This window comes from Streptomyces djakartensis (assembly GCF_014651075.1).
Classification (GTDB): Bacteria; Actinomycetota; Actinomycetes; order Streptomycetales; family Streptomycetaceae; genus Streptomyces; species Streptomyces djakartensis.
The window spans coordinates 38,228-57,288 of the sequence record NZ_BMWE01000020.1 but is presented as its reverse complement, the minus strand read 5'-3'; the positions used below and the strand labels follow the sequence as shown (position 1 = coordinate 57,288).

Genomic DNA, 19,061 nt, shown 5'->3' with positions numbered 1-19,061 from the left:
ATGCGCTTCCGCCACCCCGACGGATCCACCGTCCACCTCTCCTACTGCACCAACGTCCATCCCGCCGAGACGCTCGACGGCGTCCTCGCCCAGCTCCGCGACCACTGCGAACCCGTCCGCCGCCGCCTCGGCCGCGACCGGCTCGGCATCGGCCTGTGGCTCGCCAGGGACGCCGCCCACACCCTCGTGGCCGACCCGTCCGCCCTGCGCGGCCTGCGCACCGAGCTCGACCGGCGCGGTCTGGAGGTCGTCACCCTCAACGGCTTCCCCTACGAGGGCTTCGGCGCCGAGGAGGTCAAGTACCGCGTCTACAAGCCGGACTGGGCCGACCCGGAACGCCTCGACCACACCACCGCCCTGGCCCGTGTCCTCGCCGGGCTCCTCCCCGACGACGTCACCGACGGGACCATCTCCACCCTGCCCCTGGCCTGGCGCACCGCCTACGACGCCGAGCGCGCGCGGACCGCCCGCACCGCCCTGGTCGCCCTCGCGGAACGCCTCGACGCCATCGAGGAGCTGACCGGCCGCTCCATCCGCGTCGGACTGGAGCCCGAACCCGGCTGCGTCGTCGAGACCACCCGCGACGCCATCGCCCCACTCACCGCGATCGGCCACGACCGCGTCGGCATCTGCGTCGACACCTGCCACCTCGCCACCTCCTTCGAAGACCCGCACACCGCGCTGGACGCACTCACCGAAGCCCGCGTCCCCGTCGTCAAATCCCAGCTCTCCGCCGCACTGCACGCCGAACACCCCCACCTGCCCGAAGTCCGCGAGGCCCTCGCCGCCTTCGCGGAACCCCGCTTCCTGCACCAGACCCGCACCGCCACCTCCGCCGGCCTGCGCGCCACCGACGACCTCGACGAGGCCCTCGGGGGCCAGGCCCTGCCGGACGGCACACCCTGGCGCTCCCACTTCCACGTCCCCCTGCACGCGGCCCCCGCCGCGCCCCTCACCTCCACGCTCCCGGTCCTGAAGGGCGCACTGACCCGGCTCGTCGGCGGCCCGGCCCCGCTCACCCGCCATCTGGAGGTCGAGACCTACACCTGGCAGGCCCTCCCGCCCGAGCTGCGCCCCAAGGGCCGCTCCCAGCTCGCCGAGGGCATCGCCGCCGAACTCGCCCTCGCCCGCGACCTGTTGACGGACCTCGGCCTGAAGGAGCTGCCATGAGCACCCGTGAGGACCCGGCCCCGGCCGCCACGGACCGGCCCACCCCGCTCCTCGTCCTCGACGTCGTCGGCCTCACCCCCCGCCTCCTCGACCACATGCCGCACCTCAAGGCACTCGGCCGGTCCGGCTCCCGCGCCCCGCTCGGCACCGTCCTGCCCGCCGTCACCTGCGCCGCCCAGTCCACGTTCCTCACCGGCACCACGCCCTCGGAGCACGGCATCGTCGGCAACGGCTGGTACTTCCGCGAACTGGGCGACGTCCTGCTGTGGCGCCAGCACAACGGGCTCGTGGCCGGCGACAAGCTCTGGGACGCCGCCCGCCGCGCCCACCCCGGATACACCGTCGCCAACATCTGCTGGTGGTACGCCATGGGCGCCGACACCGACATCACCGTCACCCCCCGTCCCATCTACTACGCCGACGGCCGCAAGGAACCCGACTGCTACACCCGGCCGGCCGCCCTCCACGACGAACTCACCGAGAAGTTCGGCACGTTCCCCCTGTTCCACTTCTGGGGCCCCGGGGCGGACCTCGTCTCCAGCCGCTGGATCATCGACGCGACCCGCCACATCATCCGCACCCGCCACCCCGACCTGGCGCTCTGCTACCTCCCCCACCTCGACTACGACCTGCAGCGCTTCGGACCCGACGACCCGCGCTCCCTGAAGGCGGCCACCGACCTCGACGCCGCCATGGCACCGCTCCTGGACGACGCCCGCGCCGAGGGCCGAACCGTCGTCGCGCTGTCCGAGTACGGCATCACCCCCGTCAGCCGGCCCGTCGACATCAACCGCGCCCTGCGCCGCGCGGGACTGCTGGAGGTGCACACGCAGGACGGCATGGAGTACCTCGACCCGATGGCGTCCCGCGCCTTCGCGGTCGCAGACCACCAGATCGCCCACGTCTACGTACGCCGCCCCGAGGACCTCGACGCCACCCGGGCAGCCCTCGAAGGCCTCCCCGGCATCGACCGACTCCTCGACGACGAGGGCAAGAAGACCCATCACCTCGACCATCCGCGCGCCGGCGAACTCGTCGCCGTGGCGGAACCGGACGCCTGGTTCACGTACTACTACTGGCTCGACGACGCCCACGCGCCAGACTTCGCGCGACTCGTCGAGATCCACCGCAAACCCGGCTACGACCCGGTCGAGCTCTTCATGGATCCCCTCGACCCCTACGTCAAGGTCAAGGCCGCCACCGCGCTGGCGCGCAAGAAACTCGGCATGCGCTACCGCATGGCGGTCGTGCCCCTCGACCCGTCACCTATTCGCGGCAGCCACGGCCGCCTTCCGGAGAGCGACGACGACGGTCCGCTCCTCATCTGCTCCACCCCCCGCGCTCTCGGCGACCGCGTCGCGGCCACCGATGTGAAGTCACTGCTGCTCCGACTCGCCGGTCTCGACTGACGCCGTAGCCCTCAGTCCCGACTGGTCACCAGTGAAGCACTCACCACTGACAACGCCCAGCGATCACGAGGAGTTCCACACATGAGCCGCTTCTCCCAGCCCGACCCCGAGCTCGGCCACCGCCTCAGCAGACGAGGCATGCTGGGCGTGGCCGCGGGCGCCACCGCCGCGGCCCTGCTCGGTGCCGCGGCCCCCGCGACAGCCGCCACGAACGACGCTGCGGCCGCCACCGGCACCGCGTCCGGGGCGACGGGCCGGGGCCGCCCCGTCATGCCGCCCGGCCGCCTCGGCATCCAGCTCTACAGCCTGCGCGACAAGGTCTCCACCCTCGGCTTCGGCCCCGTCTTCGCCGAACTGGAGCGTTACGGCTACGACGAGGTCGAGTTCGCCGGCTACACCCAGGGCTCGGCCGGCCCCATCACGCTCGACCGGCTCAAGCGACTGGCCCGCGACCACGGACTCAACCCCATCGGCAGCCACGTCGGCTACTACTCCGACGACCCGAACGCCTACACCTTCGCCCAGAACCTCGAGAAGGTCCTCGACGACGCCCAGGCCCTCGGCCTGAAGCACATCGGCACGGCCGCCGGCCCGTTCCGCTACGGGTCGACCGTGGACGCCTGGAAGCGTGCCGCCGAGGACTTCAACACCTACGGCGCGGCCGCCAGGGCCCGGGGCATGAAGTTCTACCAGCACAACCACTCCGAGGAGTTCTCCTTCGCCACCGACAACCCCAAGGTCCGGCTCTACGACGTCCTGCTCAGGGAGACCGACCCGGACCTCGTCTATCTGGAGATGGACATCTACTGGGCGTACGTGGGCCAGTTCCGGTTCTCCAAGCGGCCCGACGGCACGCCCGCCCCGTTCGAGCCGCTCCACTACGTCCTGCGCAGGCCCGACCGCTACCCGCTGTTCCACGTGAAGGACGGCGAGAGCGACCCGTCGAACCCGTACGGCTACCGCATGACCGACGTCGGCGACGGCGACATCGACTACCGGCGGTTCATCTCCGCCGTGACCCGGCTGCGCGGCCACCGTCTGGCCCACCACTGGCAGGCCGAGCACGACAACCCGGCCGAGTCCTTCACCTTCGCGCGCCGCTCCAGCGCACACCTGCACTCGCTGCGGGAGAAGTGCTGACGGCCGGCGGGTACGCGCCGGAGCACCAGCCACCGCCGTGACACCGCGGGGGCGTCGGCCGGCCGGCGAGCCGGTCAGCCGATGCCCTGCCGGTCCGGGCGCAGGGCGAACGCCCGATCCGCCGGGCTCGGGGCCGCCTCGTCGACCGCCTGCCGGAGCAGCTCGCGATGGCGCCGCAACGGCTCTTGGCGCTCCGGTGGCACGAGCAGCAGCAGATCGTCCAGTCCGGCCAGCATCCGGCGCGACACCTGCGGGTTCCCGACGGCGCACCCCCGTACCTCGGTGAACCCCAGATCGACCAGCTCGGTCCAGCCCGGCACGGGCTGCACCAGCCGCACCGTCCCGCCGCGGTCCCGGTACCGGGCGGCGTCCAGCGGATGCCGGCTCACCGCGGCCAGGAACTGGACGACCCGGTCGAGCGCCTGCACGGCCGTCGTCGGATCGTTGATCGCGGGAGACAGGGCGCGCAGCGCGATGTCGCACAACTGCCGCAGCCCGAAGCCCAGATCCTGGTGGTAGGTCCGCTCCACGCCCACCGAGATCGTGTAGCGCAGTGCGCCGCGCGGCGGCGCGGGGCCGCCGTGCACCGCCAGCACGGGGGTGCCCGGCACCACGAAGTCCCCGATCCGCGGGACCAGCCGCAGCATGACCCGGTGCCTGCGCGCCACCCGCACCAGCCGCGCGACGTGCACGTCCCGCAGCACACCCGCCCGGCCCACGTGCGGCACCCACGCGGTCACCGGACCGGGGCCGGGCGCGTCCTGCCCGCCCGTCGGCGGGGGCATCGAGGCGATCACCCGGAAGGACTCCGTCGCGATCCGCGCGATCACATGGCTGATCCGCATCAGCCGCAGGGTGGTGTTCACGTACAGCACGAAGAGCAGCAGACTCAGCGCGACCATGCAGAGCGTGAGGGCCGACTGCACCAGCGGCAGCGTCGCCACGTCCCGGGGGTCGTCGGCGGTGTCGAAGGCCGTCAGGACCAGCAGGGTCAGCACGAAGGTGGCCAGGAAGACCGCGAAGGTCGCCTTGGTGATCCGGCTCCGCACGAAGAGCCGCACCACACGGGGGGTGAACTGCCCGCTCGCCATCTGCACGGCCACCAGCGAGATGCTGAAGACGACGCCGATGAAGGTCATCATCGCCGAGCTGACGACGTTCACCACCGCCTTCGCGTCCTGCGCGAACCGCTGCAGCTCGGCGAGCGTCTCGTAGTCGCCGTTCTCCCGGAGCGCCTCGACGACGGCCGTGTCGAGGGCCTGCGCCGCCACCCAGACCACGAAGACACTCACCATCGCGGCGGTCGGGGCGAACCAGAACGTGTCCCGCAGATGCTCCCTGAAGGGCGACAGCGCACGCGGGCGACGCCCCGCGGGAGGGCTCTGCGTAACGATCCAGTCACTCATGGTGCGACCTTAGGTGCATCGCGGTGCGAGGTCCCGGACCCCCGCCAGACGGAAGGAAACGCAGGTGAAAGGCACTCCGAAACCTTGGTATGGTTGTCCATGTCGCCGCGGGGCACGGCCCTGGCAGGCGGCGGACACTCGTCCGGGTGGCGGAATGGCAGACGCGCTAGCTTGAGGTGCTAGTGCCCTTTATCGGGCGTGGGGGTTCAAGTCCCCCCTCGGACACAGACCAGCTCGGGTGGGTCGGGAAGCTTCCCGGCCCACCCGAGCTGTTTCCCGACGAGGTGCGGGTGGCCCACCGTGCGGCCGGGCCCCCTCAGCCCCTATATCCCCGCAGTTTGCGGTACAGCGTCGCCCTCCCTATCCCGAGCGCCGCAGCCGTGCGGGCCTTGTTGCCGCCGTGCAGGCGCAGGGCCTGAAGGATCGCGGCGCGCTCCGCGTGTTCCATCGGGCTGAGGGGACGCGCGGCGGGCTCTTCCCGCACGGCGTCCGGCAGCTCCGCCCGGCGGACCGGCCCGGAGGAGCGCCGGTGCTCCGCGAGGGCCCGGACGACATGCGCCAGCTCGGTGACGTTCCCGGGCCACGGATACAACTCGAGAGCACGCAGGGCGTCAAGGGTCCAGGTCAACGGTGGCTGTCCGGGCTCCGGGCGCGGGGCGAGGGCCGACAGCAGCTCCCGTATGTCCTCGGTACGTTCCCGCAGTGGGGGCAGTGTCACCGAGCGGGCGGACAGCTTGTCCAGCAGGCGCTGCAGGCAGGGGCCGACCGGGCTGCCCGGCGTGTAGGTGACCAGGAGCGGGATGTCCGGGTGCGCGTCGAGCAGGGAGTTGAGCGCGGCAACGCCGGGCTGCGCGAGACGCTCGGCGTGACGCAGCAGCAGCGGACGGCCGGCCTGACGGGCGGACAGGACCTGTGCCAGCCCGGTGTCCCGCGCCGCGTCCGCCTCCTGGAGGGGGCCCGGCCCCAGCAGTTGCCGGGCCAGGGCGGACTTTCCCACGCCCCGCTCACCGGTCAGCAGCAGCGGCTCGCGAGACCGCGCGAGCTCGGCCGCACGCGCGACGGCGTGCCGCCACGGGACCGAGGAGCCGGTCAGGGCGACCGGTGGCGTGGGCGGGTCCGGCACCGGGGGCGGCGCGGTGTCGAGCGGTTCCAGGACGGTGACGACCCCCACGACCGTGCCGTCCAGACGCACCGGGGTGATCCGTGCGCTGCATCCGGCCCCCTCCGGCAACCGAACGGGCCCGGACGCCGCCGCCTCGGGCGACGCCGCTGGATCCGTACCGTCCGGGTGCCGCGCGCCGACCGCCGTGCGCTCCAGCGCCGCCAGCACCTGGGATGTCAGCAGCCGTTGCGCCGCGGCGCTGATCAGCCGGTTGCGGCCGTCGAGTACGGCCACGGCCCGGTCCTGCCCGGCCCGCAGATAGGCGTCCAGCAACACCTGTTCGACCCGCCCCGCCCGCGCCCGCAGTTCCGTCTCGACGGCGGCGGCCGCCGCCTCGGCCAGGGCCGCCTGCGGGTGCGGCCGTACCGCGCTCAGCCGCGCCGCGACGGTCACCGTGCCCAGCGGCCGGCCGTTCTCCGGCGCGCGCAGCGGGACGCTCACGGCGGACACGTCCTGCCACCGGTCGAGGAAGTGCTCGGGACCGTGCACCTCGGCCCGGCGCCGGGTGCGCAGGGCGAGGGCGGCGCTGTTGTTGCCGACCTCCTGCTCCGCCAGGACGGCGCACCCGCCGAGCCCGGGCAGGCTTCCCGCCGTGCCCACGACGCGCAGCCGCTCGTCGGTCAGGACCAGGAGCGAACGGCCGGCGTCCAGGGCGGGTCCGATCCGCTCCAGCACCGGCCGGGCGGCGACGAGCAGCGCCGTCTCGACGGGCCGCACCGGATCCGCCGCCTGCTGCTCCAGGTCGTGCGGCACCCCGAAGAACCGGGCCCGCCGCCACGCCGCGACGACCTCCTCCGGCACGCCCCCGGGCAGGGGACGGCCCGACAGGAACCGCTCGCGGGCGAGACGCAGCGAGGGCGGGGCGGTGGCTGCGGGAGAGGGCTCTGTGGTGGTCACGGCACAGCCACCGTAGCGGGTTCCGTTGAACGGGCAACAACCGCGGTGTCCGTCCCGCGGGTGTCTCGTAATGAGACACCCGCGGCCGGACCGCGCAGGCCATGATCATGAATGCCCGATTCCCCGCCGCCACAACACCTTTCGCAGGAGCCCCCCGTGTCCACCGCCGTCGAGACCGACGTCCTCGTCGTGGGCAGCGGCCCGGCCGGTGCCTCGGCCGCGCTCGCCCTGAGCACCTACGGCGTGCCCAACATCATGGTCACCCGCTACGCGAGCCTCGCCGACACCCCCCGCGCGCACATCACCAACCAGCGCACCATGGAGGTGCTGCGCGACCTCGGCGTCGAGGACGAGGTCATCGCGAAGGCCACCCCGCAGCACCTGATGGGCAACACGACGTTCTGCACCAGCCTGGCGGGCGAGGAACTGGGCCGGGTGCGCTCCTGGGGCAACGACCCGCTCGTGCAGGCCGCCCACCAACTCGCCAGCCCCACCCGCATGTGCGACATGCCACAGCACCTCATGGAGCCGGTCCTCGTGAACGCGGCCGTCGCCCGCGGCACCCGCCTGCGCTTCGAGACCGAGTACCTCTCCCACACCCAGGACGCCGACGGCGTCACGGCCACCGTCCGCGACCGGCTGCGCGGCGACACGTACCAGATCCGCGCCAGGTACCTGATCGGCGCCGACGGCGGACGGTCCAAGGTCGCCACGGACGCCGGCCTGCCGATGGGCGGCCAGATGGGCGTGGCCGGCAGCATCAACATCGTCTTCGAGGCGGACCTCACCCGGTACACCGCCCACCGCCCGTCCACCCTCTACTGGGTCCTCGCGCCCGGCGCGACGGTCGGCGGCATCGGCGCGGGCCTGGTGCGCTGCGTCCGCCCCTGGAACGAGTGGCTGATCGTGTGGGGCTACGACGTCACCGCGGGCGCCCCCGACCTGACCACCGAGTACGCCGAGTCGATCGTCCGCAAGCTGGTGGGGGACGACGCGGTGCCGGTGACCGTGAAGTCGAGCTCGGCGTGGACCGTCAACGAGATGTACGCCGAGACGTACGCGAACGGCCGTGTCTTCTGCGCGGGCGACGCCGTGCACCGCCATCCGCCGTCCAACGGTCTCGGCTCCAACACCTCCGTCCAGGACGCCTACAACCTGGCGTGGAAGCTGAAGCTGGTCCTCGACGGCACCGCCCACCCCAGGCTGCTCGACAGCTACACCGCCGAACGGGCGCCCATCGGCCGGCAGATCGTCACCCGCGCCAACCGGTCCATCCGGGAGACCGCCCCCGTCTTCGAGGCGCTCGACGGCCTCTCACCGCAGACCCCCGAGCAGCTGTGGGCCAACATCGCCGCCCGCAAGGACGCCACCGAGGCCGCGGCGAAGCAGCGCGCCCGGCTGCGCGAGGCGATCGCCTTCAAGGTGTACGAGTTCAACGCGCACGGCGTCGACCTCAACCAGCGCTATCCCGCTGAAAGCTCCGCGGCGATCGTCCCGGACGGTACGCCCGACCCCGGCTTCGACCGCGACCCCGAGCTGCACCACCAGCCGTCCACCCGCCCCGGCGCCCGGCTCCCGCACGCCTGGATCACCTCCGGTACCCGCACCCTGTCCACCCTCGACACCGTCGGCCGGGGCCGCTTCACCCTGCTGACCGGCATCGGGGGAGAGGCCTGGGTGCGGGCTGCCGAGGCCCAGGAGGCGGAGATCGCCACAGTGGTGATCGGCCCCGGGCAGGAGTACGAGGACCCGTACGGGGACTGGGCGCGGCTCAGCGAGATCTCCGACGGGGGCGCCCTGCTGGTACGGCCCGATGGGTTCGTCGCCTTCCGGCACGCCTCGGCCGCCCCGGACGCCGGAGAGCTGCTGGCCGACGCGCTCCGGCGGATCCTCGGACACGTCTGAACGCGCCATCATGGACGAAGAAGAGGAAACGGAAGAAGCGGACGCAGACGACGAGGAGCCGGGGATGACCACCGACGCGACCGGGACCAGCGTCACCGAGCAGGCCCTCGCCGCCCTCCGCGGGACCACCGACCCACGGCTGCGCGAGCTGCTCACCGGCCTCGTCCGCCACCTGCACGACTTCGCGCGCGAGACCCGGCTCACCCAGGAGGAGTGGGAGAAGGCCATCGCCTTCCTCACGGCGACCGGGCAGTCCTGCACCGACACCCGGCAGGAGTTCATCCTGCTGTCGGACGTGCTCGGCCTCTCCATGCTCGTGGAGACCCTGGGCGGCCACCACACGCCCGGCGTCACCGAGTCGACCGTGCTCGGCCCCTTCCACATGACCGAGTCGCCGGTCCGTGCCCTGGGCGACGGCATCGACCTGGTCGGCGGCGGCGAGCCGTGCGTCGTCAGCGGCCGGGTGCTGTCCGCGGACGGCACGCCCCTGCCCGGCGCCGCAGTCGACGTCTGGCAGGCCGACGACAAGGGCTACTACGACGTCCAGCAGCCCGGCGTGCAGCCCGCGGGCAACGGACGCGGACTGTTCACCACGGACGCCGAGGGCCGCTTCTGGTTCCGCACCTGCGTCCCGGCGCCGTACCCGATCCCCACCGACGGCCCGGTCGGCGACCTGCTGCGCGCGACCGGACGGCACCCCTACCGTCCCGCGCACATCCACTTCATCGCCACCGCCGCGGAACACACGCCCGTCACCACCCACATCTTCGTGGCCGGGGGCGACTACCTCGACTCCGACGCGGTGTTCGCCGTGAAGCGGAACCTCGTCCAGGACTTCGCTATGACCGACGACCCGCCCCTTGCCCGGGAGTTCGGCGTGCCCAACCCCTTCCGGCACGCACGCTTCGACCTCGTCCTGGAGCGGGCGTCATGACGTTCCAGGACGACTTCTCCTACGAGACCCGCCCCGTGCGCGTCGTCTTCCGTCCCGGCGCCGCCGTCACCGCCACCCCGGGCGAGGCCGCACGCCTCGGTCTGCGGCGGCTGCTCGTCGTGTGCGGCCACCGCGGCGAGCCCGTCGCCCGGGCCGTCGCGGACGCGCTCGGCGACACCTGCGCGGGCGTGCACCCAGAGGCACGGATGCACGTGCCCGTCGAGGACGCGGACCGGGCCGTCGCCGTGGCACGCGCCGCCGGGGCGGACGGGTGCGTCGCGGTCGGCGGCGGCTCCGCCATCGGACTCGGCAAGGCGATCGCCCTGCGCACCGGGTTGCCGCTGATCGCCGTCCCCTCGACCTACTCGGGTTCCGAGATGACCCCGGTCTGGGGCCTGACCGAGCACGGCACCAAGCGCACCGGCCGCGACCCGGCCGTGCAGCCCCGCAGCGTCGTCTACGACCCCCGGCTCACCCTCTCCCTGCCCGTCCCTCTGACCGTCACCAGCGGTGTCAACGCGCTGGCGCACGCCGCGGAGGCGCTGTACGCCCCGGACGCCTCCCCGCTCGTCTCGGTCATGGCCGAGGAGGGCGTACGTGCCATGGCCGAGGCACTGCCGCGGCTGGCCGCCGACCCCGAGGACCTGGACGCGCGCGGCCGGGCCCTGTACGCGGCGTGGCTGTGCGGCGCCTGCCTCGGCGCGACCACGATGGGACTGCACCACAAGACGTGCCACGTACTGGGCGGCACATACGGGCTGCCGCACGCCGAGACCCACACCGTGATGCTGCCGTACGCCCTCGCGTACAACGCGCCCGCCGCCCCGCGGGCGCTGACCGTGCTGCGCCGGGCCCTCGGCGCCGAGGACGTGCCCCGCGCCCTGTGGGAGCTGGCCCGCCGCCTCGGCGCGCCACGGTCCCTCGCCGGACTCGGCCTGACCGAAGACGACGTGGCACCGGCGGCGAACCAGGTCGCGGGCGAACCGTACCCGAACCCGCGCCCGGTGACGGCGGACGGCGCTCGGGCCGTGCTGCTCGCGGCGTACGAGGGAGGCCCGCCGGAGCCGGTCCGGCTCCGGATCGCGGACCGTGGATGACCGCGAGGCTTCCTACGGTCCTCGCATGACACAGACACAGAAGGCTCTCGTCACCGGCGCCACGGGAACCGTCGGCCGTCAGGTCGTCGCCGAACTCCTCGCCCGGGGCCACGCGGTCCGCGCCCTCACCCGGGACGCAGCGCGGGCCGTTCTCCCGGCCGGAGTGGAAGTCGCCGAGGGCGATCTGACTCGGCCCGACAGCCTGGCCTCCGCCCTCGAGGGGGTCACCGGCCTCCATCTGATCACCTTCGGCGGGGCGGCCTTCACCCCGCTGGAGACCGGCCCGCGGATCCTCGAACTGGCCCGCTCGGCCGGCGTCCGCCGGATCACCGTGCTGCACGGCGGCGGGCCGACCCCGCTGGAGGACTCGGTGCGGGCCGCCGACGGTGTGGACTGGACCGTCCTCATGCCCGTCGAGTTCATGGCCAACGCGCTGGAATGGGCGGACGGGATCATCGCCTCGGGAGAGGTCCGCGAGCCGTTCGTCGCACGGCTGAGCGCCATGGTCCACGAGGGCGACATCGGCGCCGTCGCCGCGGTCGCGCTCACGGAGGAGGGGCACGGACATCAGGAGTACGTGATCACCGGACCCGAAGTGCTCACCGTCGGCGACAAGGTGGCGACCATCGCCGCCGAACTCGGCCGGGACATCGCCCTGGTCGAGCTGACCGAGGAGCAGGCCCTGGCGCAGTGGCGGGCGGAGTACCTCCCCGAGGACGTGATCGGCTTCCTGCTCCAGGCGTACGGGAACACCCCGGAGGTGGGCCGTACGGTCTCCGGCACCGTCGAGAAGGTCACCGGCCGCCCGGCGCGCACCTTCGCCCAGTGGGCCGCCGAGCACGCGGACTCCTTCAAGGAGCGGCGGTCCTGACTGTCTCGAAATGAGACACCCGGACCGATTCCCGGACTGGCAAGATCGACAAAGGGGGTGTGACCGCAGCAGGTGCGGCCGTCGGTGTGCGCTGAACCGCCGCCGTACGGCCGCGCACCCCGAAGAAAGGTGAACCACATGGCCCTCGCACTGCTCCGGCGACGGCGGCTCAAGGGCGCCTCCGCCGCGGCGGCGGGCCTCGCCCTCCCCCTTCCGTCCGGCGCGGGTGCCGTGGCCCGCGAGGTCGTCGACCCGATGGGCACGCCCCTGGCCGCCGCGGACGTCACCGTCACCGCCCTGGACACCCACCGGGTGGCCGCCCGCGGGACGACCGACCCGTACGGCTACTTCGTCGCGGCACTGCCGCCCGGCCGGTACAGCCTGATGATCGCGGCGGAGGGCCTCCAGCCGCACCGCGAGACCATCGAGCTTCCGGCGGGCGCGTCGACACCCACCGAGCGGGTCTGGCTGCGACCGGCCGAAGCCCTCCAGCTGCCGACGCCCGGAACCTGGCTCTTCGACCCGCCGCACACCGCGATCCGGTTCATCGCCAAGCACGTCGGCATGGCCAACGTCCACGGCCGCTTCGAGCGCTTCGACGGCGGGATCCAGGTCGCCCACGTCATGACCGACTCCCGGGTGCGTGTCCGCATCGACGCCTCCAGCATCACCACCGGCAACACCACCCGCGACAACCATCTGCGGTCCGCGGACTTCCTGGACGTCGACCGCTTCCCGTACATCGACTTCGTGAGTACCCGCTTCGCCTACCGGGGTGGCAGCAAGTGGTCGCTGCTGGGCTCCCTGACGATGCACGGCGTCAGCCGCTCCGTCTCCCTCGACACGACGTACCTGGGCACGGTGAACGGCGGCTACGGGGAGGAACTGCGCTGCGCGGCCCTGGCGACGGCGGAACTGCACCGCGAGGACTTCACCCTCAACTGGCGTTCCATGCTGGCCCGGGGCATCGCGGTGGTCGGCCCGACGGTGCAACTGGAGCTGGACGTCCAGGCGATGTACCGCACCCACGACACTCCTACTCCGCCGGAATAGCTCTGGAGGCCCGGGCCCGCTCCCACCGGTCTCCCCGCACTCGGCCGATATCCCGTTGCCCCGGAGTCCGCCGCCTGCCGGTCTCGCGCCCATGCCCGCCTTCACAGCTCCGGACGGCACCACCCTCGCCCACCACGTCACGGGAGACGGCCCGCCCCTGGTCTGTCTCCCCGGGGGGGCCGATGCAGGACTCCGTGTACCTGGGGAACCTCGGTGGTCTTTCGGCGCACCGCACCCTGATCCGGCTGGACCTCAGGGGCACCGGCCGGTCGGCGGTGCCGCCGGACCCGGCGTCGTACCGCTGCGACCGGCAGGTCGCAGATGTCGCGGCGCTGCGTGAGGAGTCGGGCCCGCAGCGGCTGGGACAAGTCAGCGGGCCACGACGACAGTTATGGTGTGTGCTGTAGATCACTCACGCGTTGGGGGGCTTCAGTATGGGGCTGGCGAACGAAAAGATCATTTCTCAGATCGGGAACCTGCTGCAGGGCAGGGTCGTCATTCCCTCCATCCAGCGCGACTTCGTCTGGATGAGGCCGGACGTACGAGATCTTTTCGATTCCCTGTACCGGGGCTACCCCGTGGGTGCCCTGCTGTTGTGGAAGACCAATCTGACCGTCCCCTTCAAGACGGCTGCCGTCGTCCAGGCCGACAAGCCGGCGCACCAGCCGCTCTACCTGCTGGACGGGCAACAGCGGCTGACCTCCCTGGCCTGGGTGTACCGGCCGGAGTCGAAGGCGGACGGCCGGCTCATCGACCTGCGCTTCGACGTGCGCACCGAGGAGTTCGTCAACCCGAGCGCGATCCAGGGCAAGGATCCCCTGTTGTTCCGCGTTTCCACCTTGCTGCAGGAGAACGTGCAGTACCACCAGGTGCTCAACGCGGCCGGGGTCGAATACTCCGACCCGCATTTCGGCGAATGGATGCAGCGCCTGCAGAAGGTGCATGACATCCGCAGGCAGGAGATCGCCGTCATCACCTACGAGTCCGACGATTACGAAGAGGTCGCCGAACTCTTCGCCCGGTTGAACAAGGGTGGTCGAAGGCTGTCCAAGGGCGACCTCGTCTACAGCGCCATCGCGGCACGCTGGTCCGACGGCCTGGACACCATGGACGCCTTCCACCAGGAACTGCAGGACAGCAACTTCGCTCTGAACAGGGAAGCCGTCCTGCGTCTCACGAGCCTCCTCGCGGGGACCGGCGCCCATCACATCAAGCTCATCGGGGCGGACATGGACGAAGCCGCGCTGAAGGAGGCCTGGCACGCCACTGAGAGGGCACTGCGCTTCGCCATCGACTTCCTGAAGGGCGAGTGCTCGATCCCCCGGTCCGAGATCCTCTCGTCGCCGAACGTCACCATCGTGCCCGCCCTCTTGCTGCATCACCGGGACGGCAGGCTGCGTCCGGGAGAGGCCCAGCTGTTGCGCCGCTGGGTGTACACGGCGATGGCGTTCAGCCACTACTCGCTGCAGGTCGAGGGCAAGCTCGACGCGGAGGCCAGGCTGATCAAATCCCGTGAGGGAGAGGACCTGTTCGCCGAACTCATCCGCCGGGCCTCCGGCACCCGGTCCAGGGACAGCGCGCTCCACCCGAGGGACCTGGAGCAGAAGTACTCCACGCATCCCTTCTTCAAGTTGCTCTACATCGCGGCGCTGCGAGGCACGGCGCGAGACTGGGCAACCAACATCGCCATCAGCGACCAGCCGATGAACAGCAGCGCCAAGATCGAATTCCACCACGTGTTCCCGCGCGCCCGAGTCCAGGGGACTTATGCGAAGGAGGAGTGGAACAGCCTCGCCAACCTGGCCTTCGTCACCGGCCAGACGAACAAGATGATCTCCTCCAGGCTGCCCGCCGAATACATGGCGGGGATCGCGCCTGAGCGTCTGGCCGAGCAGTGGATCCCCCGCGATCCGGAGCTGCGGTCCCTGGACCGTTTCCCCGACTTCCTGGCCGCGCGCCGGAGTTTCCTGGCCAACGTCCTCAACGAGCTGCTCGGTCTTCCCCGCTACGACGCGCAGGCCACCCACCGGGACCGCGACGAGCTGCCTGCCGACGAGGAGCTGATCGTGGAGGACCCGACCGCACCCACCTTGATCGGCGCAGAGGTTCAGAAGCTCCGTACGGAGCAGGGGGTGGAGATCCACGCCGTCTACGAGGGCCGACGTACCCAGGCTTACTACGAACCCTCGTCCCGCACGGTGACCATTCCTTCCGGGCCTGGCCGCGGTGAGTACGAGACCCCCAGCGGAGCTGCAGTCGCCCTGGTGCACGCCCTGAACCCGCACGTCAATCCGAATCGCAACGGCTGGTCGTTCTGGACCGTCACCGCCACGGGGCAGCTGTTGCAGAGCATTCGGTAGCGGACAGCTCTTCTCCTCCGCCCCGCCTACGCGCCTCCGCGCTCATGCGGTCTGACGTAGGTGTGTCCCTTCGGAAGCCTGTGGGTTCCGGTAAGGCCCGCGCTCCGATGAGCCTCGGCGTACGCGGCTTGGGCCGCATCGCTGGCCTGCTTGCCCAGGTGCTCGATCTTCATCAGGTGCCCGGCCACGCCGTGCCGGGAAGAGGCGCTCGGCAGATGTACGACCCGTTGACTCTTCGGCTTGGGCAGTACGAAGGGCGTGTAGCAGACGAGACGGACCGTTCTCTCGCCCGGGCGGGCCGGAAAGTGGAGAACGCCGTCGGCCGCGCAGCTTCCCGTTCGCCAGGTGAGGCGCTTTCGGTTGATGAGCTCGTTCACCGAAGCCCGGATCGCGTCGCTTGAGAACTGTCCGGAGGCGCCACGGCTTCGAACCCCGCGGATCAGGTTCTCCACCGGCAGCAGCGCGCTGCCCGCCTCGTCCAGATAGCCGAGCTTGCGGATCGTCTCCTGCACCAGCACGTCGAGTGACGCACCGACACCAGCCGGGCTGTGCGTCAGGCTGGTTGGGAGTTCACGGGCGATGATCCGGGGGTCGTACTCGTAAGGGAACCTCGTCTTCGCGATGAAGACGGGACGTTCCAGAGGAGTGAGGAACAGGCGAAGCCTGCTCCGGTCGAGCCTGGCTGTGATCCGTGTGCCCGGCAGGAGCTCCGCCCGCGGCCAGCGGATGCCCCGGAGGTGCTCTTTGGTGATCTTCTTGCGGAGGGAATCAAGCAGCACTGTGGGGAAGGCGCGGCCGTCGTGAAGATGCACCACTTTCGCTGTCCGGATCGCGCGTGCGGCCTGCGCGGGCAGTGGACACTGGCCATGGTCCAGGTGACGCCGACGAATCACGAACGTCCACTGGAGTTCGGAGGTCGTCTCGACCACGTCATGGGGTTGGCCCGGATCCGGTTGCCGGACAAGCACCACCTGGTCGAGCCCTGAGGTCTTTGCCTCTTCAGTACCGTCAAGAGGCGGGGCGCCAGCTCCGGTCGTGGAATCAGCCTCGCGGGCACCGGTCGCGTTGGTGACTCTTTGCCGATGGCAGTCCGCGCAGTGAGGGTGTTTTCTGCCCGCACTCGTGGTCTTGATCGCGACCACGACGTCCGTGGTCATGCGCCCGCATTGACTGCAGGAGAAGGACACCGGCTCGGACATCCGCTGCAGAGTCCAGCGGACATGGGTGCGCATGCTCTCCAGGACCTTTACCCCCAGGAACTGCGCGTCCTCAGAACTCACGATCGGCCCCCTACCGCTGCACGGAATCGCCGTGCCCCGCCCTGATCCGGTGGTCGTGCGCCACCCGTCGACGTCGGCTGCTGAGACGTCAAGGCTGGCGATCAACCTGTTCCACGTTCGCGTGCGGACGTGAAAAACTCGTGAAGAGTCTGCCTGAATCGTGGCGGCATCACCAGATCGGCAGGCCCCTCGCTTCACACCCCCGCCTCCGCCAGGAACGGGCTCGGCTTGCCGGACCAGGAGACGTACAGGCTGTCGCGAGCCCGTGTGCAGGCGACGAAGAGCAGGCAGCGTTCCGACAGCATGTCCGTCTCGTGCTGCTTGGTGTCCACCTCGGGTGGTGTGACGGCCTTCGGGAACGGCAGCGCGTCCTCGGTGACGCCGATGACCGCGACGCAGCGGAACTCCAGGCCCTTGAACGAGTGCATGGTTCCGACCCGCACGGCCGTCGTCCCGTCCCCGGTGGCGCTGTCGGCGGCGCGCAGTGTGACGGCGGGAATGCCGGCGTCCTTCAGACGCGCCACGGCCTTCGCGCACGTCTTGTTGAAGCGGGCGCTCACCCCGATCTCCCCGGCGCCCACACCCGCGTCCCTCCACGCCCGCACCTGGTCGACGAGCATGTCCAGTTCGCCCTCCTCCGTCGGCGCGTCCCGTACGACGGGCCCGTCGCCGTGGAGGGCCGAGCGGTAACCGAGCAGGGTGTCGCTACGGCCCTCGTCGTCCAGTTGGGCGATCGGACGGCCGATCAGAAGGGCCGTGGACCAGCGCAGGATCTCCTGCGTGCTGCGGTAGTTCTTGCGCAGCTTCACCGACCGCCCGGTCACCTTGATGCCGAGCGACCTCAGCGACACCTTCGAGTCGTAGATGCGCTGGTGCGGGTCGCCCGCGATGAACAGGTCGTCCGGGCGGGCCGGGACGGCCGCGCGCAGCAGCCGCCACTGCGCCGGGTGCAGGTCCTGCGCCTCGTCCACCACGACGTGCCGATACGGCGGCCCCTTCGCCTCCAGCAGCCGTGCCGCCTCCGCGCACGTCTGCAGCCAGGTCCGGGCCCCGTCCGCGGCGAGATCGGCCGTGAACCGCTCCACCGTCTCCCACACCAGCGGCCGCTCGGCGGCCGTCAGCCGGCTGCCCCGCCCCCGCCGGTCCGCCGCCTCGTACTCGGCCAGGGTGGTGATGCCCTGCGCCAGGACGACATGCCGGTACTCCTGAGCCAGGAACTGTGCGCTGCCGGTGAAGCCCGTCGCCTTGGCGGCCTTGCCCCAGCGGCTCACCTCCTCGTTGCTCATCAGCGGCCGCAGCGGCACCGCGTTCGGTGCCTCCGCGACGACCCGGCTCGCGAAGCCGTCGACGGTCGAGATGTCGACACGTTCGCGCAGTTCCGGGTCGTCCACCAGGGACTCCAGACCTGCCCGGAGCGCGTTGACGAGCGCGTTGGTATAGGTGGTGAGGAGGATGCGGTCACCCTCGCGCAGGTGGCCGAGCAGGTGTTTCACCCGGTGCAGCGCGACGACGGTCTTACCGGTGCCCGGCCCGCCCGTGACCTGCGCGGGACCCGAGTACGACGCCCGGTAGGCCACCTTCCGCTGCGAGGGGTGCAGGAAGACCCGCCAGGCCGCGAAGGGCTTCTCGAGGATGTCCCGCAGCTCCTCCGGAGCCGACACCAGCGCGATGCGGGCCCGGCTGTGCCGGATCGCCGTCTCGTAGTCGCGTGTGTCCACCGGCTGCGTGGACGCCTGCAGGGCGGGTGCCACGATGTCCTGCCAGACCTCCTCGACCGTGCAGCCCGCGGCGAGGTACTGCAGCACCTCCCGCTGGTCCTGCGGCAGCAGCGGCGCGAAGACGTCCAGCTGTTCCTGGTCGACCAGCGAACGGGCCTGCCGCAGCGTCTCGTCGTCGATGCCGAGGGCCTTCATGTCCCCGTCGGAGAACTTCGCGAACAACCGCTCCCTCGACGAGGTCTCGGCCACCCGCTCGTACGCCGGTGTGATCTCGTCCAGGGTCGCCGCGTCCCGGATCTCGACGGCCCGCGTCACCTCGTTGATGCTGGACTTCTGCTTCAGCGCCCAGGCGATGGCCTTGTCGTGCGGCATGACCCTGAGCAGGACGAACGTGTCCCCGGAGGGCGGAGCCAGCACCACCCCGCGCCAGAACTGGTCGATGCGGATCGTCCGGATCTGCTTGTCCTTCGCCTTCGTCAGGCTCTCCAGTTTCAGCCCCGGGTCCTTGAAGAGCTGGTCCAAGGTGAGCCGGTTGAACTTCTCCCAGGCGTCGAGGACGCCCTTCCTGACCGGCGGCTGGAGCTTGGGGAGTTCAGCGAAGAAGCCGATGTCGAAGGCGAGTTGCGGCATGCGGTGATCCTAGTGGGGCGGGCGGGCTG

The 19,061-nt window shown here is 71.3% G+C and carries 13 protein-coding genes, 1 tRNA gene and 1 pseudogene; 11 read left to right on the top strand and 4 right to left on the bottom strand.

Going from position 1 to position 19,061, the window contains the following annotated elements; genetic code table 11:
• The 3 genes from eboE (at window position 1) to IE212_RS27990 (ending at window position 3,719) form a co-directional block, all read left to right on the top strand.
• A complete protein-coding gene (gene eboE / locus IE212_RS28000; RefSeq protein ID WP_190200755.1) occupies window positions 1-1,170 on the top strand; it encodes a metabolite traffic protein EboE in 1,170 nt (389 codons plus the stop codon).
• A complete protein-coding gene (locus tag IE212_RS27995) occupies window positions 1,167-2,579 on the top strand; it encodes an alkaline phosphatase family protein (RefSeq protein WP_190200754.1) in 1,413 nt (470 codons plus the stop codon). Before eboE ends, IE212_RS27995 begins: the two co-directional genes overlap by 4 nt.
• Window positions 2,580-2,660: 81 nt before the next feature.
• Window positions 2,661-3,719: a sugar phosphate isomerase/epimerase family protein gene (locus IE212_RS27990; protein WP_190200753.1), complete on the top strand. Its 1,059-nt coding sequence runs from the start codon at window positions 2,661-2,663 to the stop codon at window positions 3,717-3,719.
• Window positions 3,720-3,793: 74 nt separating this feature from the next.
• Here the strand turns inward: IE212_RS27990 and IE212_RS27985 are convergent, their stop codons facing one another.
• The gene (locus IE212_RS27985) at window positions 3,794-5,125 is read right to left on the bottom strand and encodes a DUF2254 domain-containing protein (protein WP_190200752.1); all 1,332 of its coding nucleotides are present in this window, start codon (window positions 5,123-5,125) and stop codon (window positions 3,794-3,796) included.
• Between the two features lie 140 nt (window positions 5,126-5,265).
• Between IE212_RS27985 and IE212_RS27980 the strand changes: the two genes are divergently transcribed.
• Window positions 5,266-5,350: transfer RNA gene (locus IE212_RS27980), tRNA-Leu, on the top strand.
• 91 nt (window positions 5,351-5,441) lie between these two features.
• Here the strand turns inward: IE212_RS27980 and IE212_RS27975 are convergent.
• Entirely contained in the window at window positions 5,442-7,184 is a 1,743-nt protein-coding gene (locus IE212_RS27975; protein WP_190200751.1) for a helix-turn-helix domain-containing protein, read from the bottom strand.
• A 156-nt stretch (window positions 7,185-7,340) separates the two neighbouring features.
• On the opposite strand from IE212_RS27975, the gene IE212_RS27970 reads away from it, so the two are divergent.
• The 7 genes and pseudogenes from IE212_RS27970 to IE212_RS27940 all read left to right on the top strand — a co-directional run bounded on the left by IE212_RS27970 (window position 7,341) and on the right by IE212_RS27940 (window position 15,404).
• Window positions 7,341-9,089, top strand: coding sequence for an FAD-dependent oxidoreductase (locus IE212_RS27970; RefSeq protein WP_190200750.1), 1,749 nt, complete (start codon window positions 7,341-7,343; stop codon window positions 9,087-9,089).
• A gap of 64 nt (window positions 9,090-9,153) precedes the next feature.
• Window positions 9,154-10,023 carry an intradiol ring-cleavage dioxygenase gene (locus tag IE212_RS27965; RefSeq protein ID WP_190200749.1) on the top strand — a complete coding sequence of 290 codons (870 nt, stop codon included), beginning with the start codon at window positions 9,154-9,156 and terminating at the stop codon, window positions 10,021-10,023.
• Complete coding sequence (locus IE212_RS27960; protein WP_190200748.1) at window positions 10,020-11,120, top strand: maleylacetate reductase; 1,101 nt, start codon at window positions 10,020-10,022, stop codon at window positions 11,118-11,120. Before IE212_RS27965 ends, IE212_RS27960 begins: the two co-directional genes overlap by 4 nt.
• Before the next feature lie 25 nt (window positions 11,121-11,145).
• On the top strand, window positions 11,146-11,991 hold the full coding sequence (locus IE212_RS27955; protein WP_190200747.1) for an NmrA family NAD(P)-binding protein: 846 nt from the start codon (window positions 11,146-11,148) through the stop codon (window positions 11,989-11,991).
• A 138-nt stretch (window positions 11,992-12,129) separates the two neighbouring features.
• On the top strand, window positions 12,130-13,044 hold the full coding sequence (locus IE212_RS27950; protein WP_190200746.1) for a YceI family protein: 915 nt from the start codon (window positions 12,130-12,132) through the stop codon (window positions 13,042-13,044).
• 91 nt (window positions 13,045-13,135) lie between these two features.
• Window positions 13,136-13,406 (top strand): annotated as a pseudogene (locus IE212_RS27945) (alpha/beta fold hydrolase); the annotation flags it as partial.
• A 72-nt stretch (window positions 13,407-13,478) separates the two neighbouring features.
• Window positions 13,479-15,404 (top strand): GmrSD restriction endonuclease domain-containing protein, encoded by a 1,926-nt coding sequence (locus IE212_RS27940; RefSeq protein WP_190200745.1) that lies wholly within the window; start codon window positions 13,479-13,481, stop codon window positions 15,402-15,404.
• Between the two features lie 26 nt (window positions 15,405-15,430).
• Here IE212_RS27940 and IE212_RS27935 read toward each other — a convergent pair whose 3' ends face one another.
• On the bottom strand, window positions 15,431-16,684 hold the full coding sequence (locus IE212_RS27935; protein ID WP_190200744.1) for a hypothetical protein: 1,254 nt from the start codon (window positions 16,682-16,684) through the stop codon (window positions 15,431-15,433).
• A 194-nt stretch (window positions 16,685-16,878) separates the two neighbouring features.
• Window positions 16,879-19,032, bottom strand: coding sequence for a DEAD/DEAH box helicase (locus tag IE212_RS27930; protein ID WP_190200743.1), 2,154 nt, complete (start codon window positions 19,030-19,032; stop codon window positions 16,879-16,881).
• Between the last annotated feature and the right edge of the window lie 29 nt (window positions 19,033-19,061).